The sequence below is a fragment of the Ketobacter sp. genome, from assembly GCF_003671495.1.
In the GTDB taxonomy this organism is placed as follows: domain Bacteria; phylum Pseudomonadota; class Gammaproteobacteria; order Pseudomonadales; family Ketobacteraceae; genus Ketobacter.
This window is the reverse complement of the sequence record NZ_RCHN01000033.1, coordinates 80,650-102,116: the sequence shown is the minus strand read 5'-3', so window position 1 is coordinate 102,116 and position 21,467 is coordinate 80,650. Positions and strand designations below refer to the sequence as shown.

At 60.1% G+C, this 21,467-nt stretch carries 19 protein-coding genes; 7 read left to right on the top strand and 12 right to left on the bottom strand.

The window, feature by feature from the left end; translation table 11 throughout:
• Positions 1-234: 234 nt before the first annotated feature.
• The 6 genes from D9N14_RS16175 to D9N14_RS16150 all read right to left on the bottom strand — a co-directional run bounded on the left by D9N14_RS16175 (position 235) and on the right by D9N14_RS16150 (position 6,966).
• Positions 235-1,044: a symmetrical bis(5'-nucleosyl)-tetraphosphatase gene (locus D9N14_RS16175; protein WP_290581598.1), complete on the bottom strand. Its 810-nt coding sequence runs from the start codon at positions 1,042-1,044 to the stop codon at positions 235-237.
• Positions 1,044-1,430, bottom strand: a complete 387-nt coding sequence (gene apaG / locus D9N14_RS16170; protein ID WP_290581596.1) for a Co2+/Mg2+ efflux protein ApaG — start codon at positions 1,428-1,430, stop codon at positions 1,044-1,046. The genes D9N14_RS16175 and apaG overlap by 1 nt, the downstream gene beginning before the upstream one ends.
• A 16-nt stretch (positions 1,431-1,446) precedes the next feature.
• Entirely contained in the window at positions 1,447-2,289 is an 843-nt protein-coding gene (rsmA, locus tag D9N14_RS16165; RefSeq protein WP_290581594.1) for a 16S rRNA (adenine(1518)-N(6)/adenine(1519)-N(6))-dimethyltransferase RsmA, read from the bottom strand.
• The gene (gene pdxA, locus D9N14_RS16160; RefSeq protein ID WP_290581591.1) at positions 2,276-3,298 is read right to left on the bottom strand and encodes a 4-hydroxythreonine-4-phosphate dehydrogenase PdxA; all 1,023 of its coding nucleotides are present in this window, start codon (positions 3,296-3,298) and stop codon (positions 2,276-2,278) included. The genes rsmA and pdxA overlap by 14 nt, the downstream gene beginning before the upstream one ends.
• Positions 3,299-4,576: a peptidylprolyl isomerase gene (locus D9N14_RS16155; protein ID WP_290581589.1), complete on the bottom strand. Its 1,278-nt coding sequence runs from the start codon at positions 4,574-4,576 to the stop codon at positions 3,299-3,301.
• Positions 4,577-4,659: 83 nt separating this feature from the next.
• Positions 4,660-6,966: an LPS-assembly protein LptD gene (locus tag D9N14_RS16150; RefSeq protein ID WP_290581587.1), complete on the bottom strand. Its 2,307-nt coding sequence runs from the start codon at positions 6,964-6,966 to the stop codon at positions 4,660-4,662.
• Between the two features lie 151 nt (positions 6,967-7,117).
• Between D9N14_RS16150 and D9N14_RS16145 the strand changes: the two genes are divergently transcribed.
• Genes D9N14_RS16145 through djlA form a run of 3 tightly spaced genes read left to right on the top strand, consistent with a single transcriptional unit; the run spans position 7,118 to position 9,743 of the window.
• A complete protein-coding gene (locus D9N14_RS16145; RefSeq protein WP_290581585.1) occupies positions 7,118-8,215 on the top strand; it encodes an aminoglycoside phosphotransferase family protein in 1,098 nt (365 codons plus the stop codon).
• Positions 8,212-8,913, top strand: a complete 702-nt coding sequence (murU, locus tag D9N14_RS16140) for an N-acetylmuramate alpha-1-phosphate uridylyltransferase MurU (protein ID WP_290581583.1) — start codon at positions 8,212-8,214, stop codon at positions 8,911-8,913. The genes D9N14_RS16145 and murU overlap by 4 nt, the downstream gene beginning before the upstream one ends.
• A complete protein-coding gene (djlA, locus tag D9N14_RS16135; RefSeq protein WP_290581581.1) occupies positions 8,910-9,743 on the top strand; it encodes a co-chaperone DjlA in 834 nt (277 codons plus the stop codon). The genes murU and djlA overlap by 4 nt, the downstream gene beginning before the upstream one ends.
• A gap of 17 nt (positions 9,744-9,760) precedes the next feature.
• Here the strand turns inward: djlA and D9N14_RS16130 are convergent, their stop codons facing one another.
• The gene (locus D9N14_RS16130) at positions 9,761-10,774 is read right to left on the bottom strand and encodes a DUF3530 family protein (protein WP_290581579.1); all 1,014 of its coding nucleotides are present in this window, start codon (positions 10,772-10,774) and stop codon (positions 9,761-9,763) included.
• Positions 10,775-10,885: 111 nt separating this feature from the next.
• Here D9N14_RS16130 and rpe point away from each other — a divergent pair, with 111 nt between their 5' ends.
• The 4 genes from rpe (at position 10,886) to D9N14_RS16110 (ending at position 14,659) form a co-directional block, all read left to right on the top strand.
• Positions 10,886-11,560, top strand: coding sequence for a ribulose-phosphate 3-epimerase (rpe, locus tag D9N14_RS16125; protein WP_290581577.1), 675 nt, complete (start codon positions 10,886-10,888; stop codon positions 11,558-11,560).
• Positions 11,548-12,243, top strand: a complete 696-nt coding sequence (locus D9N14_RS16120) for a phosphoglycolate phosphatase (RefSeq protein ID WP_411267947.1) — start codon at positions 11,548-11,550, stop codon at positions 12,241-12,243. The genes rpe and D9N14_RS16120 overlap by 13 nt, the downstream gene beginning before the upstream one ends.
• A gap of 349 nt (positions 12,244-12,592) precedes the next feature.
• Positions 12,593-14,077 carry an anthranilate synthase component I gene (trpE, locus tag D9N14_RS16115; protein ID WP_290581573.1) on the top strand — a complete coding sequence of 495 codons (1,485 nt, stop codon included), beginning with the start codon at positions 12,593-12,595 and terminating at the stop codon, positions 14,075-14,077.
• Positions 14,078-14,080: 3 nt separating this feature from the next.
• Positions 14,081-14,659: an anthranilate synthase component II gene (locus tag D9N14_RS16110; protein ID WP_290581571.1), complete on the top strand. Its 579-nt coding sequence runs from the start codon at positions 14,081-14,083 to the stop codon at positions 14,657-14,659.
• A 34-nt stretch (positions 14,660-14,693) separates the two neighbouring features.
• Here D9N14_RS16110 and D9N14_RS16105 read toward each other — a convergent pair whose 3' ends face one another.
• From D9N14_RS16105 to D9N14_RS16085, 5 genes are read right to left on the bottom strand one after another with little or no spacing between them, the layout of a single operon-like run.
• On the bottom strand, positions 14,694-15,059 hold the full coding sequence (locus tag D9N14_RS16105; RefSeq protein ID WP_290581569.1) for an STAS/SEC14 domain-containing protein: 366 nt from the start codon (positions 15,057-15,059) through the stop codon (positions 14,694-14,696).
• A gap of 50 nt (positions 15,060-15,109) precedes the next feature.
• Positions 15,110-16,411, bottom strand: a complete 1,302-nt coding sequence (locus tag D9N14_RS16100; protein ID WP_290581567.1) for a sensor histidine kinase — start codon at positions 16,409-16,411, stop codon at positions 15,110-15,112.
• Positions 16,411-17,079, bottom strand: coding sequence for a response regulator transcription factor (locus tag D9N14_RS16095; RefSeq protein ID WP_290581565.1), 669 nt, complete (start codon positions 17,077-17,079; stop codon positions 16,411-16,413). The genes D9N14_RS16100 and D9N14_RS16095 overlap by 1 nt, the downstream gene beginning before the upstream one ends.
• The gene (locus tag D9N14_RS16090; RefSeq protein ID WP_290581563.1) at positions 17,076-20,264 is read right to left on the bottom strand and encodes an efflux RND transporter permease subunit; all 3,189 of its coding nucleotides are present in this window, start codon (positions 20,262-20,264) and stop codon (positions 17,076-17,078) included. The genes D9N14_RS16095 and D9N14_RS16090 overlap by 4 nt, the downstream gene beginning before the upstream one ends.
• Entirely contained in the window at positions 20,257-21,453 is a 1,197-nt protein-coding gene (locus D9N14_RS16085; RefSeq protein ID WP_290581561.1) for an efflux RND transporter periplasmic adaptor subunit, read from the bottom strand. Before D9N14_RS16085 ends, D9N14_RS16090 begins: the two co-directional genes overlap by 8 nt.
• Positions 21,454-21,467 lie beyond the last annotated feature (14 nt).

Genomic DNA, 21,467 nt, shown 5'->3' with positions numbered 1-21,467 from the left:
GACAGTCTGTTGAGATAACTTTAAGCTGTATGCTCCGGTTTTGGGATGCGTCAAAAAACGTAGATGGCCGGAATTTTTTGCGCGTTGCCCGCTGCGGTTGTTGCGGGCGTCAGAACGGCGGGCAACGTCACAGGCAGAGTTGGAATAACGCCCCCTGTGCTTATGCGCTAAAGTGGTTGTGGATAACTGTTCTGGGGCAAGGCCGGGTCATGCAGCCTAAGCAGATCGGTGGGTTCAGTGCTGGCACTTGCAGCGGGTCCAGCGGCCGGTTTCCAGGCAATAGGCGCTGAGTTGATTACCCCACACGCAGCCGGTGTCCAGGCCGATGGCATCGTCACAGTGGGTGTTGCCTTCCAGGGCAGCCCAGTGGCCGAACAGGATCTTCTTTTCCAAGGGCACCCGATTGTGCCACGCAAACCAGGGGCTGAACCCCTCTGGTGCATCCGTTAATGCTTCCTTGAACTTGAAATCCATATTGCCGGCGTCGTCAACCAGGCGCATGCGGGTGAAGAAGTTGGTGATGGTGCGCCAGCGATCCGGGCCCTGAAGGGACTCATCCCAGTGGGCTGGTTCATTACCGTACATGTGGGTAAAAAACACCTGCCTTTCCTGTGGGTTAGCCAGCACGGCCTCCACTTCTCTGGCGCAGCGGCGGGCGGTGGCCAGATCCCAACCGGGATAGATGCCGGCATGACACAGCACCCAGTCTTCATTCTCATGCATTAACGGACACTGATGCAGCCATTGTGCCAGTTTGTGCCGTTGGGGGGCGTTCAGGATGTCCTGGAAGGTGTCTTTGCGCTTGGGGGAAAGGCAGCCTTCCATCACCGCCAGCATATGCAGGTCGTGGTTGCCCAGTACCGCCACCACATTGTCCCGCAGGTCATAGCAATGCTGCAGTGTGCGCAGGGATTGAGGCCCCCGGTTCACCAGGTCGCCGGCCAGCCACAACTGATCGCGGTCCGGGTTGAAATGGAGTTTCTGCAGCAGGCAGGTGAACGCATCGTAGCACCCCTGCAGGTCCCCGATGGCGTAAATAGCCATCAGTGGAGGGACCGGGGGGTGGCCAGGGTGAATACGGGGATGGTGGCGTTGAAGCGCAGGCCGGTGGCGTCCACCATCTGGTAGGAGCCCTGCATGCTGCCCACCGGGGTTTGCAATACCGTGCCACTGCTGTATTCGTAGGATTCTCCCGGCATGATGGTGGGTTGTTCGCCGATTACGCCTTCACCTTTCACTTCCTGCACCTTCTGGTTGCCATCCGTAATGATCCAGTGACGGGACAACAGTTGTGCGGGCAGCGTGCCACAGTTCTCGATGACGACGTGGTAGGTGAACACGTAGCGGTTCTCATCCTGGCTGGATTGGTCAGGTACATATTCGCATTGTACCTGCACCTGGATGTCGTTGGGGGCCTGCTCGCTGTGCATACTGGTTTCGGGCTCCTTAGGTTGGCTCTTGGTCCAGAGTGAGGTCGGTTAATCGGGCGTACTGTGCCAGTGAGACCTGCTCCGGGCGCACTTCCGGGCTGATGCCCGCAGCCTCCAGCAGGGCATCGTCCGCCACTGATTTTAAGGCATTTCTCACGGTTTTGCGCCGCTGGTTGAAGGCCGCGGTGACAATTTTATTCAGGCTGCGGGTGCAGCGGGTGGTGACTGGCAGGGTGGTGTGGGGCACCAGTCTGACAATGGCGGAGTCCACCTTGGGGGGTGGGTTGAACGCGCCGGGGGGCACCACGAACAGGGGTTCCACCCGGCAATAATACTGAATCATGATGCCCAGTCGCCCATAGGCGCTGTCACCGACGCCGGCGGCCAGCCGGTTCACCACTTCTTTTTGCAGCATGAAATGCATGTCGCTGATGCGGTCGTGGTAATCAATCAGGTGAAACAGCAGCGGGGTGGAGATGTTGTAGGGCAGGTTGCCGACAATGCGCATCTTGGCCCCCGGGTCTGCCAGGCTTGCCGCCAGGTCGGCGGGAATCCGGCTGTAGTCGAACTTGAGGGCATCCCCCTCGTAAATGTGGAAGTTTTTGCGGGTGGCGAAACTGATGCGCAGGTTGGGGATCAGGTCCCGGTCCAGCTCGACCACCGCTAGCGCTCCCACCTGGTCCACCAGGTGTTCCGTCAAGGCGCCCAGGCCGGGGCCGATTTCCACCATCAGATCCGCGGATTGGGGGCGAATGGCGTGGATGATCTGATGGATGATGCCCGGGTCGTGCAAAAAATTCTGCCCAAAGCGTTTGCGCGGCTGATGTTGGCTGAAAACCGGTTTTCTACCTTTGGACATGGGGGGCTCCTGTGCTGGCGCGGGACCCCTGCAGCATGGCGCCGGCGGTTTGGATGGCGGTGAGCAGGCTGCCGCTGTCCCCTTCCCCGGTGCCTGCCAGGTCGAGGGCGGTACCGTGGTCCACGGAGGTGCGGATGATGGGTAATCCCAGGGTGATGTTCACCGAGCGGCCAAAGCCCATGTGCTTCAATACGGGCAGGCCCTGGTCATGGTACATGGCCAACACGGCATCCGCCTGTTGCAGGTGCTTGGGGGTAAACAGGGTGTCAGCCGGCAATGGGCCCACCAATTCCAGCCCCTGTTTGCGCAGGCGATCCAGCAGGGGAATGATCAGGTCCAGTTCCTCGCGCCCCAGGTGGCCGGATTCACCAGCGTGGGGGTTCAGGCCGCAGACCAGGATGCGGGGGCGATCAATGCCGAACTGTTGCCGCAGGCTGCGATGGGTGATGGTCAACACCTGCTCCAGGCTGTCGGCGGTGATGGCGTCGGCCACCTCGCGCAACGGCAGGTGGGTGGTGGCGAGGCTGACCCGCAGCCCTTCGGTGGCCAGCATCATCACCACCTTGTCCACGCCACAACGTTGTTGCAGATATTCGGTGTGACCACTGAAGGCGATGCCTTCCTCATTAATGACGGATTTCTGCACCGGGCCGGTGACCATGGCGCCGAAGCGTTGTTGCAGGCAGCCGTCGATGGCGGTGTCCAGGGTTTTCAGCACATAACGGGCGTTGGCCGGGCACAGCACGCCGGGGCGGCAGGGCTCTTCCAGAGGCACCGGCAGCACTCTCAGGTGTTTGGGCTCAAAGTGTCCGGGGCTGCGTGGCTCTGCCGGGGGCGCTTGTTGCCAGTCCACCAGGGTAATGGGAAGCCGCAGCGTGGCGGCCCGCTGTTGCAGCAGGGTTGGATCTGCGATCACCACCCAGCGGCTGCAATCCTGGGTTTGGGCCAGTTGCAGCACCAGATCCGGGCCGATGCCGGCCGGTTCCCCCGGGGTGATGGCAATATCCATCTACAGCTTGATCTCCACATAGGCGTTCTGGCGGATTTCCCGCAACCAGCCATCCAGTTCTTCGTCGAAGCGGCGTTTCTGCAGCATCTGGCGGGCCCGGCCACGGCGAAACTCTTCGCTCATGTCCTGGCTGCGACGTGCTTCCACCTGCAGGATGTGCCAGCCGAAGTCGGTGCGGAACGGCTGAGAAATCGCCCCTTCCGCAGCGGTCTGCATCTGTTGTTCGAATTCGGGCACCATGGTGCCCGGGTTGACCCAGCCCAGGCTGCCGCCTTGCAGGGCGCTGCCGGGGTCGTCTGAGTAGGTTTTGGCCAGGGTTTCAAACTGTTCCGGATCGTCTTGTAACTGACGATAGATGTCGTCGATCAGTGCACGGGTTTCGGTTTCGCTGCGGATCTCGTTGGGCTTCACCAGAATGTGGCGGGCTTTGGTTTGCTGCACGATCTGCTCGGTGCCGCCCCGTAATTCCAGCACCTTGATCAGGTGGTAGCCGCTGGCACTGCGGATGGGTTGGGAAATTTCACCGGCTTTCATTTCCAGTACAGTGTCGGCGAACAGGGTGGGCAGTTGAGCGGCTTTACGCCAGCCCAAATCGCCACCGGAGAGGGCGGTTTCTCCACTGGAATACTGTGCAGCCATGGCGGCGAAATCGGCTCCCTGCTGCAGTTTCTGATACACCAACAATGCGGTTTCCTCGGCCACCTGGGGCGAGCTGCTGTCGTTGACGGCGATCAGGATGTGACCCAGGCGGTAGTCCGGCGCCAGGTTGGTCTTGGCCATTTCGGAGTTGAGGAAGTTGTCCACATCCTGGTCGGTGATCTGGATGCGGCCGGCCACCCGGCGCTGGCGTAGCTGGTTGACGGTGAGTTCGCGGCGGATCTGGTCCCGCAGGGCGGGCCAGGACATGCCCTCACTCAGAATGGTTTCGCGGAAGGTTTCGGTGGTCATGTTGTTCTGGCGGGCGATGTTGGCCAGGGTGTCGTTGAGTTCGTTGTCGCTGACCCGAATACCGGATTTTTCGGCCATCTGGATCTCGATGCTCTCGATGATCATCCGTTCCAGTACCTGCTCCAGCAACACGTCCGTGGGCGGCAGCTGGGTGCGTTGTTCCTGCATACGGGCACGGATGCTGCCGGTGCGTTCCACCAGCTCGGATTCCATGATGATGTCGTCATCCACCACCGCCACCACCCGGTCCAGTGGCACCGGCTCGGCCTGCAGGCTTCCCGCCAGCAGCAGAAGGCCGCCGAGCAGGGCGGCGAGCAGGTGGGTGGGCAATGTGGCGTACGTTGTTACTGGGTGTTTGGTCGAAAATGTTGGCAATGTCATTGTGCTCACGAAATCAGGCAACACGGTTGCGATTAATTAAAATTGGTGGGGCGGGCGGCTTCCCGTTCCCGGTATCCGGAGATGGCATCATCCAGCATCCGGTCCACTGCGCCTCCCAGGCCGCCCAGGCCTTTCAGCTCAAACTGGAAATAAATCCCCTGGGAGGGCTCCACCACTTGATCTGCATCATTGGACTCCTTCAGGTAGCGTCGGTTCACCACCCGGGCGCGCCAGCAGCAGCTTTCATACTCGAAGCCCAGGATGTTGTCGTAGGAGCGCTGTTGCTCCAGGTCGAAGCCCCAGCGCCCGATGATGCCCCAGCGCTGGCTGATGCTCCAGAGGAAGGAGAAATCAGACTGTTTGATGTTTTCTGACTCCGGGTCGGCGATGACCGCACCGCTATCGTAGTAGTTGAAGCTCAGGTTGACCAGGTTGTTGAAGCGGTCGCGGTAGCGGAACCCGGTGATCAGGTTGTCCAGATTGCTCTCCTGGGTATCCATCTGCGCTTCTGCGCGCCAGGACCAGTTCTGGTTGATGAGCCAATTCATGCGCCCGACGAAGGGGGACAGGCTGGTTTCCTCCACCGGGTCGGTTTCGGTGAGTTGCACTTCCCGATCCCGCAGATAGAAGATCTGGCCCAGGCTGACGTTGATTTGCTCGGCGCCGGTGTCCTGGTTGATCAGGCGCGAGGTGAGGCCCACGGAAACCTGGTTGGCATCGCCGATGCGGTCGCCACCGGTGAAGCGGTTTTCCCGGAACAGCTGCTCATAGCTGAAGCTGGTTTTGGCGGTATCGAACAGGGGCTGATCGTTCTGCTCCTTGTAAGGGGAATACAGGTAAAACACCCGGGGCTCCAGGGTCTGCAGGAAATGGGTGCCCTGAAAATCGAACGGACGATCCAGATAGAGCCCGGAATCCAGGCTGAAAATGCTGTTTTCCACCGTGGCTTCGTTGTCGTCCAGCCCCGTCTGGTTAAGATCATAGTAACGCGAAACCAGCGCCAGTTTGGGCACCACAAAGCCCCAGGGGCGACGGTAGTTGTACAGCACAGACGGAATGACCCGCACACGGTCGGCGTCGGTGGGGCCGTCCACGATCTCTTCCGGATGGTCGAAATAGGTGTATTCGCCGCCGAGCTGAAACTGTATGCGGTTATTGCTGATGGGGAAGCGTCCCAGCGTGCGCAGCTGGGGCAGCATGCGATAGGGCAGGTCCTCGTCGTCGATCAGGTCGTCAATGGTCTGGTATTGCTTCACCTCGACGCTGCTGATCCAGGTGTCGCCGTAGTAACGCAGATCCGCCCGCTGGTCCAGGTGGGTGTCGGCACTGGTGTTGAGGGTGGTGTCCAGGTCCAGAAAATAATCGCTGTCACTGACCCGGGTGTAATCCACGCCGCTTTCCCATTTCTGGTCATAGAGCCCATTGTGGTGCCAGGTGACCAGGGTGCGGCGATCGCCGAATTCCTGGTCGTCGGGCATGTAGCCTACGCCGAAGTCCCCCTTGGTGTGGTCACTCAGGTATCGGAACTCACCCTCCAGCATTTCGCCCCGGTCCGCCAGGTAGCGGGGGGTGAGGGTGGCATCGTAGTTGGGTGCCAGGTTGAGGTAGTAGGGGGTGGAGATGTCCAGGCCGTTTTCCCCGGAGCCAATGCTGGGGAACAGGAAGCCGCTTTGGCGTCGGTCATCAATGGGAAAGGTCCACCAGGGCAGGTACACCACCGGCACGCCCCCCAGCTCCACGGTGGCGCCGGAGACTTCACCCCAGCCGGATTCTTCGTTCAGCTTGATCTCGTCCGCCTTGATGACCCAGGCTTCACTGCCGGGTTCACAGGTGGTGTAGGAACTGTTGTCGAGGACCAGCACCCGCTCGTCCGGATTGTAGATGCGGCCGGCCTTGCCGTGTACGTGGATGTTGTGGATCACGTACTCCGTGTTTTTTACGTCGAGCTTTTTCTCGTTGAGGTTGACCTCGGCGCTGTCCCCCAGGATCAGCATGCCTTCCTGGCGGATTTTGACATTGCCTTCAAGGGCCGTGGCACGGGTGATGCGATTGAGGCGGATTTCGTCGCTGTACAGCTCGCGGTTACCCTGTTTCAGAACCACGCCGCCGCTCAGCACATTAGTGCCGTCGGGCAGGGTGTCGAAACGATCGGCAGACGCTTCAATCCGGGCTTTGGTCGGGTCACCCTGGGCCATGGTCGGCGCCAGGTACACCCCCTCACAGATCCCGGTGTAGGTGGGACGCTGTGCCTCCGGCATGGCCGCGATGTCGGCGGCGGTGACCCAGTCCAGATGGCGGTAGGGGTTGTCTGCTGCTTCTTCATCTGCAAAGGCAGACACAACAAGAGCCGCCATCATCATGAGAGCGGCAAAAATTCGTATCCAATTCATGAACTAAGGTTCGGAATGTGATGTGGGCGCTTGACCCTGTTTTAAGTCTGGTGTGATGATACACGATCACTTGATACGAGTCACAAATTTGCCATTTCCTATGGACCATCAATCGGATCAACGTCTTGCCGGGCTCAGCGCCTGGGTTCATCAGCAACTTGCCCACCTGCAGCTTTATCAAGGCCCTTCACTGCCCCTGGAGACGGTGTCCGGGGATGCCAGTTTTCGCCGTTATTTTCGCTGCCGGTACCCGCAGGCGGGTGCCGCCGGCTCGGCAATCTGCGTGGATGCGCCGCCGGACAAGGAAAACAACCCGGTGTTCATCAAGGTAGACCAGGGCTTTGCCGCCGCCGGGGTGCCGGTGCCCCGCATTCTGGCTGCGGACACCGAGCAGGGGTTCATGCTGCTGTCGGACCTGGGGGACACTTTGCTCAAGCAGGTGCTTAACACGGACACGTGCGAGCACTTTGTGGCGGAGGCGTTTCGTGTGCTGCTGGAGATTATGGCGGCGGATTTCCACGGGGACCCCTTGCCCCCCTACGATGAGGCGCTGTTGCAACGGGAGATGGCGCTGTTCCGGGACTGGTTTTGTGACACTTTTCTGCAACTGGCATTGACCGGGGCAGAGCAGGGCATGCTGACGGCGGTGTTTGATTACCTGGCCGCGACGGCGCTGGCACAGGAACAGGTGCCGGTGCATCGGGATTACCACACCCGCAACCTGATGGTGTTGCCGGACCGCACCCTGGGGGTGATTGATTTCCAGGATGCCGTGCTGGGCCCCATCACCTACGATGTGTTGTCCCTGTTGCGGGATGAAACCTTTCCTGCGTGGGATCAGCAGCGGGTGCGGCAGTGGGTGCGCCAATTTGGCGATGCCCTGCGGGAAAAGGGCCTGACCCAGGTGGATGAGCAACGGTTGTGGCGGGATTTCAATGCGATGGGTGCCCAGCGCCATCTGAAGGTGGCCGGGATTTTCGCGCGCCTGCGTTTTCGGGATCAGAAACTCGGCTATCTGGAGCACACGCCGCAGTCACTGCAGTATCTGCTGATGGAGATCCGGGCCTTGCAGGCGGATGGCCCCAACTGCCTCAGGCAGTTCGACCATTGGTTGCTGGCGCGGGTGGCACCGGCACTGGCCCGTCATTTCCCCCGCACCCAAGAACTGCTTGAACAGGTGGCGGAGGCCCGGCATTGAAAGCCATGGTGTTGGCCGCCGGCCGCGGTGAACGGATGGGGGCCCTCACCGAGCACTGCCCCAAACCGCTGCTGGCGGTGGCGGGCAAGCCGTTGTTGCGCCACCTGCTGGAGCGTCTGGCCGGGGCCGGAATCCGGGAGGTGGTGATCAATACCTCGTACCTGGGGGATCAGGTGGCGGATTTTCTGGCGCGGCAGACGGACCTGGACATGCATTTTGCCATCAGTCCGGAACCGGAGCGCCTGGAAACCGGTGGCGGTATACAGAATGCGCTACCCTTACTGGGGGATGCCCCTTTCCTGCTGGTGAACAGCGATGTGTGGTGTGATTATCCGCTGCAGCGTTTGCCACAGGCCCTCACCGGCTTGGCCCACCTGGTTCTGGTGAACAACCCGGAACATCATCCACAAGGGGATTTCGGCCTGCAGGGCGACCGGGTGTTGGCGCAGGCGGACCCGGGTTATACCTTCAGTGGCATCAGTGTGATCCACCCGGCGCTGTTTGCCGGCTGCAGTCCCGGCCGTTTCCCGCTGGCCCCCTTGCTGCGTGAAGCAATGGCCCAGGGCCAGGTGCAAGGGGAGCTGTACTCCGGGCAATGGGTGGACGTGGGAACACCGCAGCGGTTGGCGGTGGTTGAGCGGATGTTGGAATCGAGGACAGAACCGATGACAGAACAGCAGCAGGAGCACAAATCTTGACATCGTTGGTGTGGATTGGCCCCCTCGTGGGGGTGTTCGTAGGCTATTTTCTTGCCGGGGGCGGGGTGCTCGGCGTAGTGGGGTCTATGCTGGGAGGCTGGCTCGGTCACCAGTTTGATTCCATCATCCAGCTCAGCAGCAGTGTCTACCAGATTGCCCAGCCCAAAACCAAAGGGCGCGAATCCCAGATTCAGCGGGCCTTTTTTCAGGCAACCTTTGTGGCCCTGGGGCGGGTGGCCAAGTGCGATGGGGCGGTGTGCGATGCCGAGATCCAGTGGACCACCGCTGTGATGAATCGCATGGGGCTGACGCCGGAGAAGAAACGTGAGGCCATCGACCTGTTCGAGAAGGGTAAATCCAGCCCGGACATTTCGGAGGAGCTGGACGCCCTGCGGGATGCCTGCGGCCGCCGCACCACCTTGCTGCAGATCTTTATGGAAATCCTGGTGCAGGCCGCGCTGGCGGACGGCAAGATGGATCAGCAGGAATGGTCCGCTCTGTCCCACATTGCGCAATCCATCCGCTATCGGGTGAGCTACCTGGAAAAGATCGTACGCAGTGCCCAGGCCTACCAGGAATTCCGCAGTGGCGGCGATCAGGAATCCTTCAGTGAAAGCGACGGACTGTTGCGCGCCCACGCCATCCTGGGGGTCAATCCCGAGGCCAGCCTGCAGGAGGTGAAGCGGGCGTATCGCCGCCTGATGAGCCAGCATCATCCCGACAAGCTGATCGCTCGGGGTATGCCCAGCGAGATGCTGGATATGGCCAAAGAGAAGTCCCAGGCCATCCGTTCCGCCTATGAGATGATCGTGGCGGCCCGCAAGAAATAGCGTTCACCGGTTAGCGTTTAGCGGCGGCGGTACAGCTTCTCGCCCCAGCCGCGAATGGCCTTGATCAGGCCCGGCTCCGCACCTTTGAATTCCCGATAGCTGCCCCGAATAATCCGTTGTTGATACCCCGTCTGGTGTTGGCGGCGGGCGGCGTCGGCCCGGGTTTTGGGGTTGGAGCGGGGGTTGAACTCCGGGGCAATATCCAGCAGCGGCAGTCGGATGTCGGCGGCATCCTCCCCCAGGTCGGCAGTGGCCCCCAGCTCGGGTAGCGGCAGTGGATCGATGATGACCAGGCCGTTCACATCACCCAGGTTGCCGGCCCGGGCCTGCTCCAGTAACAGGGTGGCACTGCTGCCAACACCAATCACCACCAGGGGGAACGCCGTTTTTTCCTGTAGAAAGCGGGATGCCAGTTGCATGCGCTGGACCAGTTCCTCTGGTAGCTGTTGCGGGTCCGGTGCGGCCTGGGCCGGATCGTTGGCTGCACTGCTATCGGTGCCCGCGGCTTCCGGGTCCGGCGGCTCCGTGGCTTCCGTATCCAGCTCGGCGCTGGCGGCATTGGCTTCGGTCGGCTCTAACGGCGGAATCCGGGGGCGGGGTCGGTAGTCCGGCACGGCGATGCTGAGGGTGTTCCAGCCGCCCTTGGTCAGTTCCCGGCGCAGGGTGCGGACGGCCCCGGGCCAGTCCGGGTTCTGCAGGTTGTCATGCAAAATCAATGCATTAACAAAAGGTTCGCCGCTGTTGTCCGCCAAATACAGGCTCAGAAACTGATCCTTGCCGGTGCCCAGCCAGGTGACTTCCGTGTCCTTGTCGGTGAGCGCCAGTTGGGCTGCCACCGCCTGATTGCGCAGGGTTTCATCCCGCTCCGGTGCCGGTTGGGGCAACTGCGTCAGGTCGCTTTGCTCCTGCGCTGAAGGGTCATTCGGAGCGGTGTCTTCGGCGCTGAGTACCCGCGCCAGCAACAGGGCCAGCAAGGTCAGCAGTAACAGGGACAGCTTGGACAGGGATGACTTGAGCAGAGTGAATCGCATGGCTCCGGATGAACTGTATTAGGCAAATGTCAGGTTGCCTTCAGTATAGACCCTGAGTGCAGTACAATGCGCGCTCCCTGAATTTGACCCGGAACTTTACGGAAACTCGCCATGGCCGATTACCTGATTGCACCTTCAATTTTGTCCGCTGATTTCGCCCGCCTGGGGGAAGAGGTGGACGCCGTGTTGGCGGCAGGCGCCGACGTTGTCCACTTTGATGTGATGGATAACCACTATGTGCCCAACCTGACCATCGGCCCCATGGTGTGCAAGGCGCTGCGTAACTACGGCATCACCGCCCCCATTGACGTGCACCTGATGGTGAAACCGGTGGACCGCATCATCGGCGACTTTATCGAAGCCGGTGCCAGCTACATTACCTTCCACCCGGAAGCCAGTGAGCACATCGACCGCAGCCTGGCCATGATCAAGGACGGTGGCTGCAAAGCGGGCCTGGTGTTCAACCCGGCCACGCCCCTCCATCATGTGGAGCATGTGCTGGACAAACTGGACCTGATCCTGCTGATGTCGGTGAACCCCGGCTTTGGTGGCCAGAAATTCATTCCCCAGACCCTGGCAAAGCTGAAGCAGGCCCGCGCCCTCATCGACGCCAGCGGCCGGGACATCCGCCTGGAGATCGACGGCGGGGTGGGAGTTGCCAACATCCGTGAAATTGCCCAGGCGGGCGCGGATATGTTTGTGGCAGGCTCCGCCATCTTCGGAAAGGAAGACTACAAGTCGGTGATCGACGCCATGCGGGCGGAGTTGGCATGCTGCGCAAACTGACGGGGTTCTTTCACGGTCACCTGCCGCACTTGATTGCCTTTGACCTGGACGGCACCCTGGTGGACAGTGTACCGGACATCGCGGTCGCCACCGACCGCATGCTGGTGGCGTTGGGACGGCCCGCCGCTGGTGAGGACAAGGTGCGCGGCTGGGTGGGCAATGGGGCCGCTCTGCTGGTGAAGCGGGCGTTGGCAGACAGCTACGACCCCGCTGCCGTGGCGGCCATCACCGAGGCCGAATTTGATCCGGCGATGGCCCGCTTTCGTGAATACTACGCAGAAGAGAACGGGCGCCTGACCCGGCTCTATGGCGGGGTGGCAGAGGTCTTGCCGGCGATCCGGCAGCTGGGTGTGCCGTTGGCAGTGATTACCAACAAGCCCAAGATATTCGCCGATCCCCTGCTGCAAAGCCTGGACATCGCCGGTTACTTCACCCTGGTGCTGGGCGGGGAATGCCTGCCCCATAAAAAACCCCACCCCATGCCGTTGGAAGAGGTGGGCCGGCAGTTGGGGGCGGCACCCGCCCACAGCCTGATGGTGGGGGACAGCCGCAACGATGTGGAGGCGGCAAAAGCAGCGGGTTGGGTCAGTGCTGCCCTGACCTACGGTTACAATCACGGTGAGCCGGTGGCCAACAGCGAACCGGACTGGCTGCTGGACGATTTTCGGGAGCTGATTTTATAGCAGGAATTTTGTGGGATGCCGGGGTTGGCAGAAGCGGGAGCCTGGTGTAAGGTTGAATTTCATTGAAAACGAGATTGTGTGCAAAGCATCGTGAACTCTACATTTTCACAGCAACCTTCCTTCCTGATTACCCAGTCGCTGATCACCGACTTACGCTGGCGCTGGCGTTGGTGAAGCTCACCCTGGCTGGCGCTAAGCATTGGTGGCCCGGCCGCTCCCTGTAACAACACCTTTGGCAGTAACAACATTCAGTACGTGCAGTGCTGCTGAAACAGAGTATTCGGTTCTGGCGTGATCGGTATCCGTGACGACGCTACCGCTCCTGGAGCCACAGTAAGAGATCAGGAAAATGACACCGGAAACCTTCAAATCACTGGCAGAACAGGGGTACAACCGTATTCCCCTGATGCGGGAGGCGCTGGCGGATCTGGAAACGCCCCTCTCCACCTATAAAAAACTGGCGGGCCAACCGTTCACCTATTTGTTCGAATCCGTGCAAGGTGGCGAGAAATGGGGGCGTTACTCCATCATCGGTCTGCCCTGCAGTACCCGTCTTGTGGTGCGGGATCGTGACATCACGCTCCTGGACGGTGACCGGGTGCTGGAACACACCTCGGTGGACGATCCCCTGGCCTATGTTGAACAGTTCCAGCGCCGCTATAACGTGCCGGTGGTGGAAGGCCTGCCCCGCTTCAATGGTGGACTGGTGGGTTACTTTGGCTATGACATCGTGCGCTATATCGAGAAGCGCCTGGACCGGCCTGCGAAAAGTGATCCCATCGGCACCCCGGACGTGATGCTGATGGTGTCCGACGACATTGTGGTGTTCGATAACCTGCGGGGCTCGTTGTATGTGATCACCCATGTGGACCCCGCTCAGGAGAACGCTTATGACCGCGGCCAGGCGCGCCTGGACGAGATCCTGCAGCAACTGAAACAGCCCTTGCCAGTGCAGGACGACCCCCAGCGTTTCAACGTGCAGGAAAGCGATTTCAAATCCAGTTTTCCGCAGCCGGAATTTGAAAAAGCCGTGGACGACATCAAGGAATACGTGTTGGCCGGGGACACCATGCAGGTGGTGATTTCCCAGCGCATGAGCATTCCCTATGCGTTACCACCGCTGGATCTGTATCGGGCCCTGCGCTGTCTGAATCCCTCACCCTACATGTATTTTCTCGACATGGGCGAATTCCAGATTGCCGGTTCCTCGCCGGAGATTCTGGCGCGGGTGGAGGAAGGCGTGGTCACCGTGCGCCCCATTGCCGGCACCCGGCGCCGCGGTAAAACCCACGACGACGACCTGGCCATGGAACAGGATCTGCTGAACGATCCCAAGGAAATCGCCGAGCATCTGATGCTGATCGATCTGGGGCGCAACGATGTGGGCCGAATTGCCGAGGTGGGCAGTGTGGAACTCACCGACAAAATGGTGGTGGAGCGCTACTCCCATGTGATGCACATTGTGTCCAACGTGGAAGGCAAGCTGAAGCCGGAGCACAGTTGCATTGATGTGTTGCGGGCCACCTTCCCGGCCGGCACCTTGAGTGGCGCACCGAAAATCCGCGCCATGGAAATCATTCACGACATGGAGCCGGTGAAACGGGGCATCTACGGCGGAGCCGTGGGGTATTTGTCCTGGCATGGGGACATGGACACGGCCATCGCCATCCGCACCGCCGTCATCAAAGACGGCCAACTGCATATTCAGGCGGGTGCCGGTGTGGTGGCGGATTCTGTGCCCAAACTGGAATGGAAAGAAACCCAAAACAAGGCGCGTGCCGTGTTTCGTGCCATGGCCATGGCGGCCAACGGTCTGGTTCCGGTGGAGGAGTAAACCATGTTGCTGATGATTGATAATTACGATTCGTTCACCTACAACCTGGTGCAGTACTTCGGAGAGCTGGGCGCGGATGTGGTGGTGAAGCGCAACGACGAAGTCAGCCTGCAGGATATTGAACAGCTGGCGCCCGAGCGCCTGGTGATTTCACCGGGGCCCTGTTCCCCCAATGAGGCGGGCATCTCCATGGCGGCCATAGAGCATTTTGCCGGAAAACTGCCGATCCTGGGGGTCTGTTTGGGGCACCAGAGCATCGGCCAGGTGTTCGGTGGCCAGGTGGTGCGGGCGGACGCAGTGATGCACGGCAAAACCTCGCCCATCTATCACCGGGACGAAGGGGTGTTCAAAGGTTTGAGCAATCCGTTTGAGGCCACCCGCTATCATTCTTTGGTGGTGGACCGACACAGCCTGCCGGATTGTCTGGAAATCACCGCCTGGACCCAGCATCAGGACGGGTCCATGGACAAGATCATGGGCATGCGCCACCGGGAGCATAAGATTGAGGGGGTTCAGTTTCACCCTGAGTCCATTCTTACCGAGCATGGTCATGATTTGTTGAAGAACTTCATGAATCTGTGATTCGAGTTCTGTTCACCATAGCCCCTGGCTTCGGCTAAATCTTTAACCAGGCCAGGGCTTCTTCCTCGTCCCGAAAAATTCGCAGGTTATACCCCGTATTGCGCATGACAATCTCGATGAAGTCATGGGAGTCATCGTCAGGGTCGGCAAGAACAGCGATGCGATCGGTTTTCCTGAGACTGAGGGCGGGGACATCTGCGTTGGCAAAATGATAGTTCTGAGAGGCGAACTCCACATTGCGACGGCTTCGAACATCGATTAATGCGGCTTCCAGATTCTCCGCCTTTAGCCGTCGGGTGGTTTCATCTGCCATTTGAGCAGCGATGGTTCTGTTTATGTCCGTGGTTGCAGTGACTCGAATGTAGCCTTCCTGTGCAATCACTTCCAGGTTGTATGACATGGAAAACTCGGTAGGTTTGTGCGTCTTTAAAGTCTAGCGTGGATCATTGGCTATGCCAGTGCCGGGCGCCCAACGGTACCCAGTGTTAAACAGGCGTAGTGCCCTGCAGGCGTTTGGTCGTTACGGTAGTCCCAGCCCAGGCGATCGCAAAGCCGTCGGGTAAGCTGCAAACCCAGGCCAAAGCCCAGGTCATCCTCATATTCGATGGCGCTGTGATTGTGATTGGTTATCTCGATCTGGTGGCCTTGTTGGCGGATGATGACTTCCCCTTCCCAAGTGTGTTGGAAAGCGTTTCTGATCAAGTTGCTGATAACAATGACCGCAGCGGTTTGTGCTGCGTGCACTTTGGTGGGCTGGGTCTCAAGCCGTACCGAAACTGCTTTATCCCTAAGCAGATAACGCAGATCCTGAACGAGGGTGTGGACCAGTCTATCCAGCTCGACGTCTCGGGTGGGCAGGGCCTCCTGTTCATCCTTACTCAACCACAACAGGGTTTCGGTCAGATGCTGCATGGTCAGGCTGGATCGATCAATGCGGTCCAGAGACTGTTGCAGTGCAGCAGGGAGCTGGTTTTCGCTGGCTTGCAGTTTTTGCAGCAATTCGATGTTGTTGCGGATGGTGCTGATGGGAGTACGCAGTTCGTGACTGGTGTGTCGCAAAAACTGATGTTCCCGTTCCAGTGCGCTTTGTACTGTTTGCAGACTGTTGCGAATCAATTCCGCCAGCTCATTGAGCTCGGGATAGGCAAAATCCGGCGCTGCCTGGCTGAGGTTGTCGGAGGTCAGTGAGCGGGTCCATTCCCGTAATGCGCTGACCGGATGAAAAATCCGACGGATCACCAAAACCAGTATGGCCACCAACGCCACTGCGCAAACCAGGCTGATCAGCAACAGTTGATCAAAGCTTTGCTGAGCATTCTGTCGTAGCAGTGCTGAGACGGTTTGTGGTGAGATACGAAAAGTGACGTATAGAGTGCTTTGCTGATTTTGAAATGGAAACAGGAACAATAGTTTTTCTGGTGGACCTATTGTGCTGCCGGTGTATTTATAGAGTTGATTGGGAATCTCGGGTGGCGTGGGAAAGGCTTTTGCATATTCGGCGGGCAAGTGGGACCATTCCCAGGTCATGCCATAGCCATTGAACTCCTCAAACTGGCGGTGGGCTGATTTGTCGGTTTGTCGCTCATAGGCTTCTGCAGCCAATTGCATATGGTTGGCCAGCATATTATCCATGCCACCAATAAAATACTGAGCGGACAACAGGGAGTAGCCTGCCACCAGCACCAGGCCCAGGCCAAGAAAGCTCAGGGCGATAAACCATTTCAGGCTGAGTGGAAACTGGCGCAGGCGCATTATGGATTTGTCCTTAAAGCAAAGCCCTGTCCGGCAATGGTGTGAATCAGTGCCTGTTCAAACGGGGCGTCCACGCTTTTGCGCAGGTGGAACAAATGCACTTTGAGGCTGTTGGAGTCCGGCAGCTCGTCTCCCCACAGGGCCTGCTCCAGCTGTTCCCGGCTTACCACAGCGGGGGCGGCGCGGGTGAGGGTTTCCAACAGGCGCCAGCCGGTGGGGCTCAGTTTCAGGGCAAGCCCATCACGGGTGGCTTTCTTCTCGTCCAGGTTCAGTTCAAGTGGGCCGTACTGGAGTTTTCTCACCTGACCGCTGCGGCGCCGGGCCAGGGCGTTGATGCGCACCACCAGTTCCTGCAGTTCAAAGGGTTTCACCAGATAATCGTCGGTACCGGCTTCGAAACCATCCACTTTATCCGCCAGCTGATCACGGGCGGTGAGCATCAGTATCGGTGTGTCGTTACCCTGTTGACGCAGTTGTTGGCAGACCTTGAGTCCGTCCAGCCGCGGCAGGTTGAGGTCCAGCAGCAGCACCTGATAGGCATTTCGCTGCATCAGGTTCAGCCCGGCCACGCCGTTGCTGGCGTGGTCACACTGGATCTGCTCCAGCGCCAGGTACTGCACCACGGTCTGGGCCAGGTCCAGGTCGTCTTCCACCAGCAGTATCATCATGTTATCGATCCTTCCTGTTGCGGCTGTGGCCGTGGCTGAGACTGGGGCTGTAACGGTTTGCCGCTGAGCCGCTGCCAACCATCCATGACATCCTGTTGAATGTAGAGCAAGGCCGGAATCAGAATCAAGGTAATCAGGGTGGCAAACAGAATGCCGTACCCCAGGGACACGGCGGCCGGAATCAGGAATTGGGCCTGATGGGAGGTCTCGCTCAACAGCGGCATCAGGCCGGCGAACGTGGTGATCGAGGTCAGCAGCACGGCGCGCAGGCGACTGTGGCAGGCTTCATGAATGGCTTCACTGTAGTGCTCCGAATCCGGGTGCAGGTCGTTGAAGCGGGCCACCAGCAGCAGGCTGTCGTTCACCACCACGCCACTCAGGGCAATGATGCCGTTGAGGGACAGAATACCCAGGGGCAGGTCATTGATCCAGTGCCCAAGGATGGCACCCACCACGCCGAAGGGAATCGCGGTCATGATCAGTATGGGTTGCACGTAGGATCGCAGCGGTATCGCCAGCAGCATATAAATCACCAGCATGGCCAGCAGGAACATCTCCAGCATGGAGTGCTGGGTTTCTGCCTGTTGTTCGGCCTCGCCGGCGAATTTGATGGACAGGCCGGGAAACGAGCGCAGCAAATTCGGCACCAGCTCCCGTTGCAGACGGGTCACCAGTTCCGTGGAAGACACAACCTCTTTATCCACGTCGGCGGACAGGTACACTGCGCGTTTGCCGTCGATGCGGGTAATGCTGTCCCGGGTGTAACCGAAGCTGGCATGGGCTACGGTGGACAACGGCATCGGGGTGCCCTCGTTGGTGCGGATACGGGCGTTCAATACATCGGTCCAGTTCTGGCGATCCTGTTCCGGGTAACGCACCCGCACTTCGATTTCATCCTTGTTCCGCTGATAGCGTTGCACCACCTGGCCACTGAATGACTGCAATACCTGCTGCGCCAGGTCCGCGGTGCTCAGATCCAGGGATTGCCCCAAGGCATTGAGTTCCAGTTTGAGTTGCGGTTGGCCTGGTTCCAGGTTGTCCTCCAGTCCGCTGACGCCGGCTACCGAGCGCAGTTCCGCCCGCAATTGCTCACCGGCCCGGCGTAACAGTTCATCGTCGTTGGCCCGCAATTCGATGCGCAGGGCATCCACCATGTCCGGTGAATGTTTGACGCTGACGCTGCGTACCCCTTCCGGTTGACCGATCAGGGCCTGCCAGCGTTGGGTGAACTGATTGATGTCATAGGGCGCGTCCGCGGCCAGTTCCACGGTGACTTTGCCGGACTGGTCCGCTTCCGACAGTACCTGCAGGTGGGCAATGGCGGATGCCCCGCTCTCAGCTTGCCGCAATTCGCGGTCGGCGCGGTAGGCCTGTTGTTCCATCCACAGCAGGTTGCGGTGGGTCAGGCCAAAGCTGGCGTCATTGAGCATGCTGATCTGGGCGCGCACGGTATCCCCGGCAATCTTGGGGAAAAAGCTCATCCGCACGGTGCCGTTCATGGGCATGGCCATGACCCAGATGAACAGGGCCAGAAACAGGATCACCACCCCGTAGCGATAGCGCAACGCCAGGTCGATGGTGCGGGCGTAAATGCGCTGGTTGAACCAGTTCATGCCGCCGTCGGCACACCGTTGCAGTGTGCTCCACAAGCGGCGCAGGGGATGGCTGCCGGCCGCGCGCCGGGTGTTCAAATGCGACAGGTGGGCCGGCAGAATCAGTTTGGATTCAACCACTGACAAAATCAGGCACAGGGCCACAATCATGGCGAACTGGGCGTAGAGTTCCCCCAGCATACCCTCGATATTGGACAACGTCGCAAATGCCGCCACGGTGGTGAACACACCGAACAAGGTGGGCACGGCCACCTGCAAGGTGCCCTTGATGGTGTTGGCCAGGGTGTCGCCGTCGCGGGCGCGGGTGGCATAAACGCTTTCCCCCACCACCACCGCATCGTCCACCACAATGCCCAGGGCCATGATGAAACCGAAGGTGGTGAATTCGTTCAGGGTCAGGCCCAGGTGGCCCATGAGGTAGAGGGTACCGAAAAAAATAAATGGCAGGCCTGCCGCCACCCAGAAGGCCACCGACAGGTTGAGGAACAGGGCCAGCAACACGAACACCAGGGCGATGCCACCGAGAGCGTTTTTCACCAGCAGATTGAGCCGGTCGTTGATAGACTCACTGCGATCGTACCAGGTGGTGAGCGCGACCCCTTCCGGCAGGGAGCCGTCCTGCTGCCAGCGTGCCACCACCGCTTGCGCTGCCGCCACCGAATCGGAAATGTCGTCCTCGCTGCCGGCCACCACCTGCAGGGCCACGCTGCTGTGCTGATTGAAGCGCGATAGCACGGCATTGGTATCGTCGTAAGTGTCACGGATGCGGGCCACCTGGCCCAGTGTCACCTGGCTGCCGTCATTGCGGTTCAGCAGCGGTAAAGCGGCAAAATCCTGTGCCATATACGCCTGTTCGGAGGCCTGTAACTGCAGGTAGGTGCCCTCACTGCGCAGCAGGGCAGTCATGGTGGTGGAGGAGCCCCGGTTGATGGCGTCTTCCACCGTAGACAGGCTCAGGTCATAGGCCTGCAGTGCGCCTTCATCGATTTCGATGACCATCATGGGGTCCAGCCAGCCGGACAGGGTCACCTGGGAGATCTGGTCCTGTTCCAGCAGATCCGATTTCAGGTGGTCCGCCAGTTGTTGCAGGCTGTGTCGGCTGGTGTCGCCGTAAAATTGAATCCACAGGGCGTGTTCCTGCCGCTGTGCTTTGCTGATGACCGGCTTTTCCGCCTCTGCCGGGAAGGTGGAGATGGCATCCACCTTGGATTTCACGTCCTGCAACAGGGTTTCCAGGTCGTAGTCGGATTGCTTTTCCACGGTGACGGTGGTGCCCCGGCCGTTGGATTCACTGCTGAGGGTTTTGATGCCGGTGACACCTTCCAATGCGTCTTCAATCTTGATAGCCAGCCCTTCCTCAGAATCCTTGGCGGAGCCGCTGTCGTAGGTGACGGACACCGTGATCTTGTTGGGCTCGATGCTGGGAAACGCCTCTTTCTGCAGATTGCCCACGCTGAATGCACCCAGGGCAATCACCAGAATCATCAGCAGGTTGGCGGCCACCGGATTGGCGGTGAACCAGCCGATGATGCCGCCGCCGGCGCGTGTGTTGCTCGCTTGGGTATCAGCCATGGTCTGCCTCTCCGCCAATGGGTTGCGCAACGACGGGCTGCGCAGCGCGCGACGGTTGTGTTGGGTTTACCCGCATGCCCTGTAAATAGCTGTTGAGCGGGTGCACCAACACCTGCTGTTCCCCCTGGGACAAAGCCGCCGGTGGCTGCACGTAGATCCCCTCTTGATCGGAAAACAGCACCTGCGCCGGAAAGCTGGACAGGGTGTTGTGTTCGGTGACATACCAGATTTCACTGCGTTGGCTGAGGGCCGTGGCCGGCAACCGCCAGAGCCCATCCTGGCCGGTACCGGACAGCGTGGCTTCCACAAAGGTGCCGGGCAGCAGGGCCGGCGTCTGTTCCAGGGGCGCGTCCACGCGGACCACCAGAGACCGCTGGCGGGTTGCTTCATCCAGGTTGAGGGATCGCCGCAGGATGCGCCCCTGCCATTGGCCGCTGCCGTTAACCGCCTTGAGTGCGACCGTGCCGCTGTGGGGCAGGTTCTGCCATTGTTGCGGGCTCAGTTGCAGGGTGATTTCAACGCTGTCGCTGCTGTACAGGGTGGCCAGCTCCGTGCCCGCCTGAACCTGACTGCCGGGGGCCACCACCCGTTCCACCACCAGGGCATTGAACGGTGCCTTGACCCGGGTGCTGTCCAGGTCCCGCTGGGCGCTGGCCAGGGCCGTGCGACTTTGTTCCAGAGCGGCGCGGGCGGCGGCCAGTTGCGGTTGACGAAACACCAGCTCGGAATCCGGTTCGCCTTCCAGACCGGCGGACTGCCATTCCGCCAGAGCCTGATCACCTTCCCGTTCCTCTTCCAGCAGGCTGACCTGCGCAGTGGCCAAATCTGAGCGGGCGCTGGCCACGGCCGCCTGATAATCGCGGTCATCCAGCTGCAGCAGAACCGCGCCCTGTTGCACCCGCTCACCGGTCTCCAGTTGGGGTGAGAGTGCGACCACTTCGCCACTGACCTGGGCTTCCAGAGTGAGTTGAAAGCGAGCCCGGGCGTTGCCATAAGCGGTGACGGTGGCCTGATAGTGGCCGCTGGTAACAGCAACCACCTCAACGCTGGCGGCGGTGTTCACTGTCTGGCCCGGAGGCAGGGGCCGCTGCAGGTTGGTGTTCATGCGGGCGCCGTTGTACAGCACTACGACCACGATGATGAGCAGGGCACCGGCAACCGCCAGCCATTGATTACGCTGTGTGTTCATAGCGGTGAAGCCTC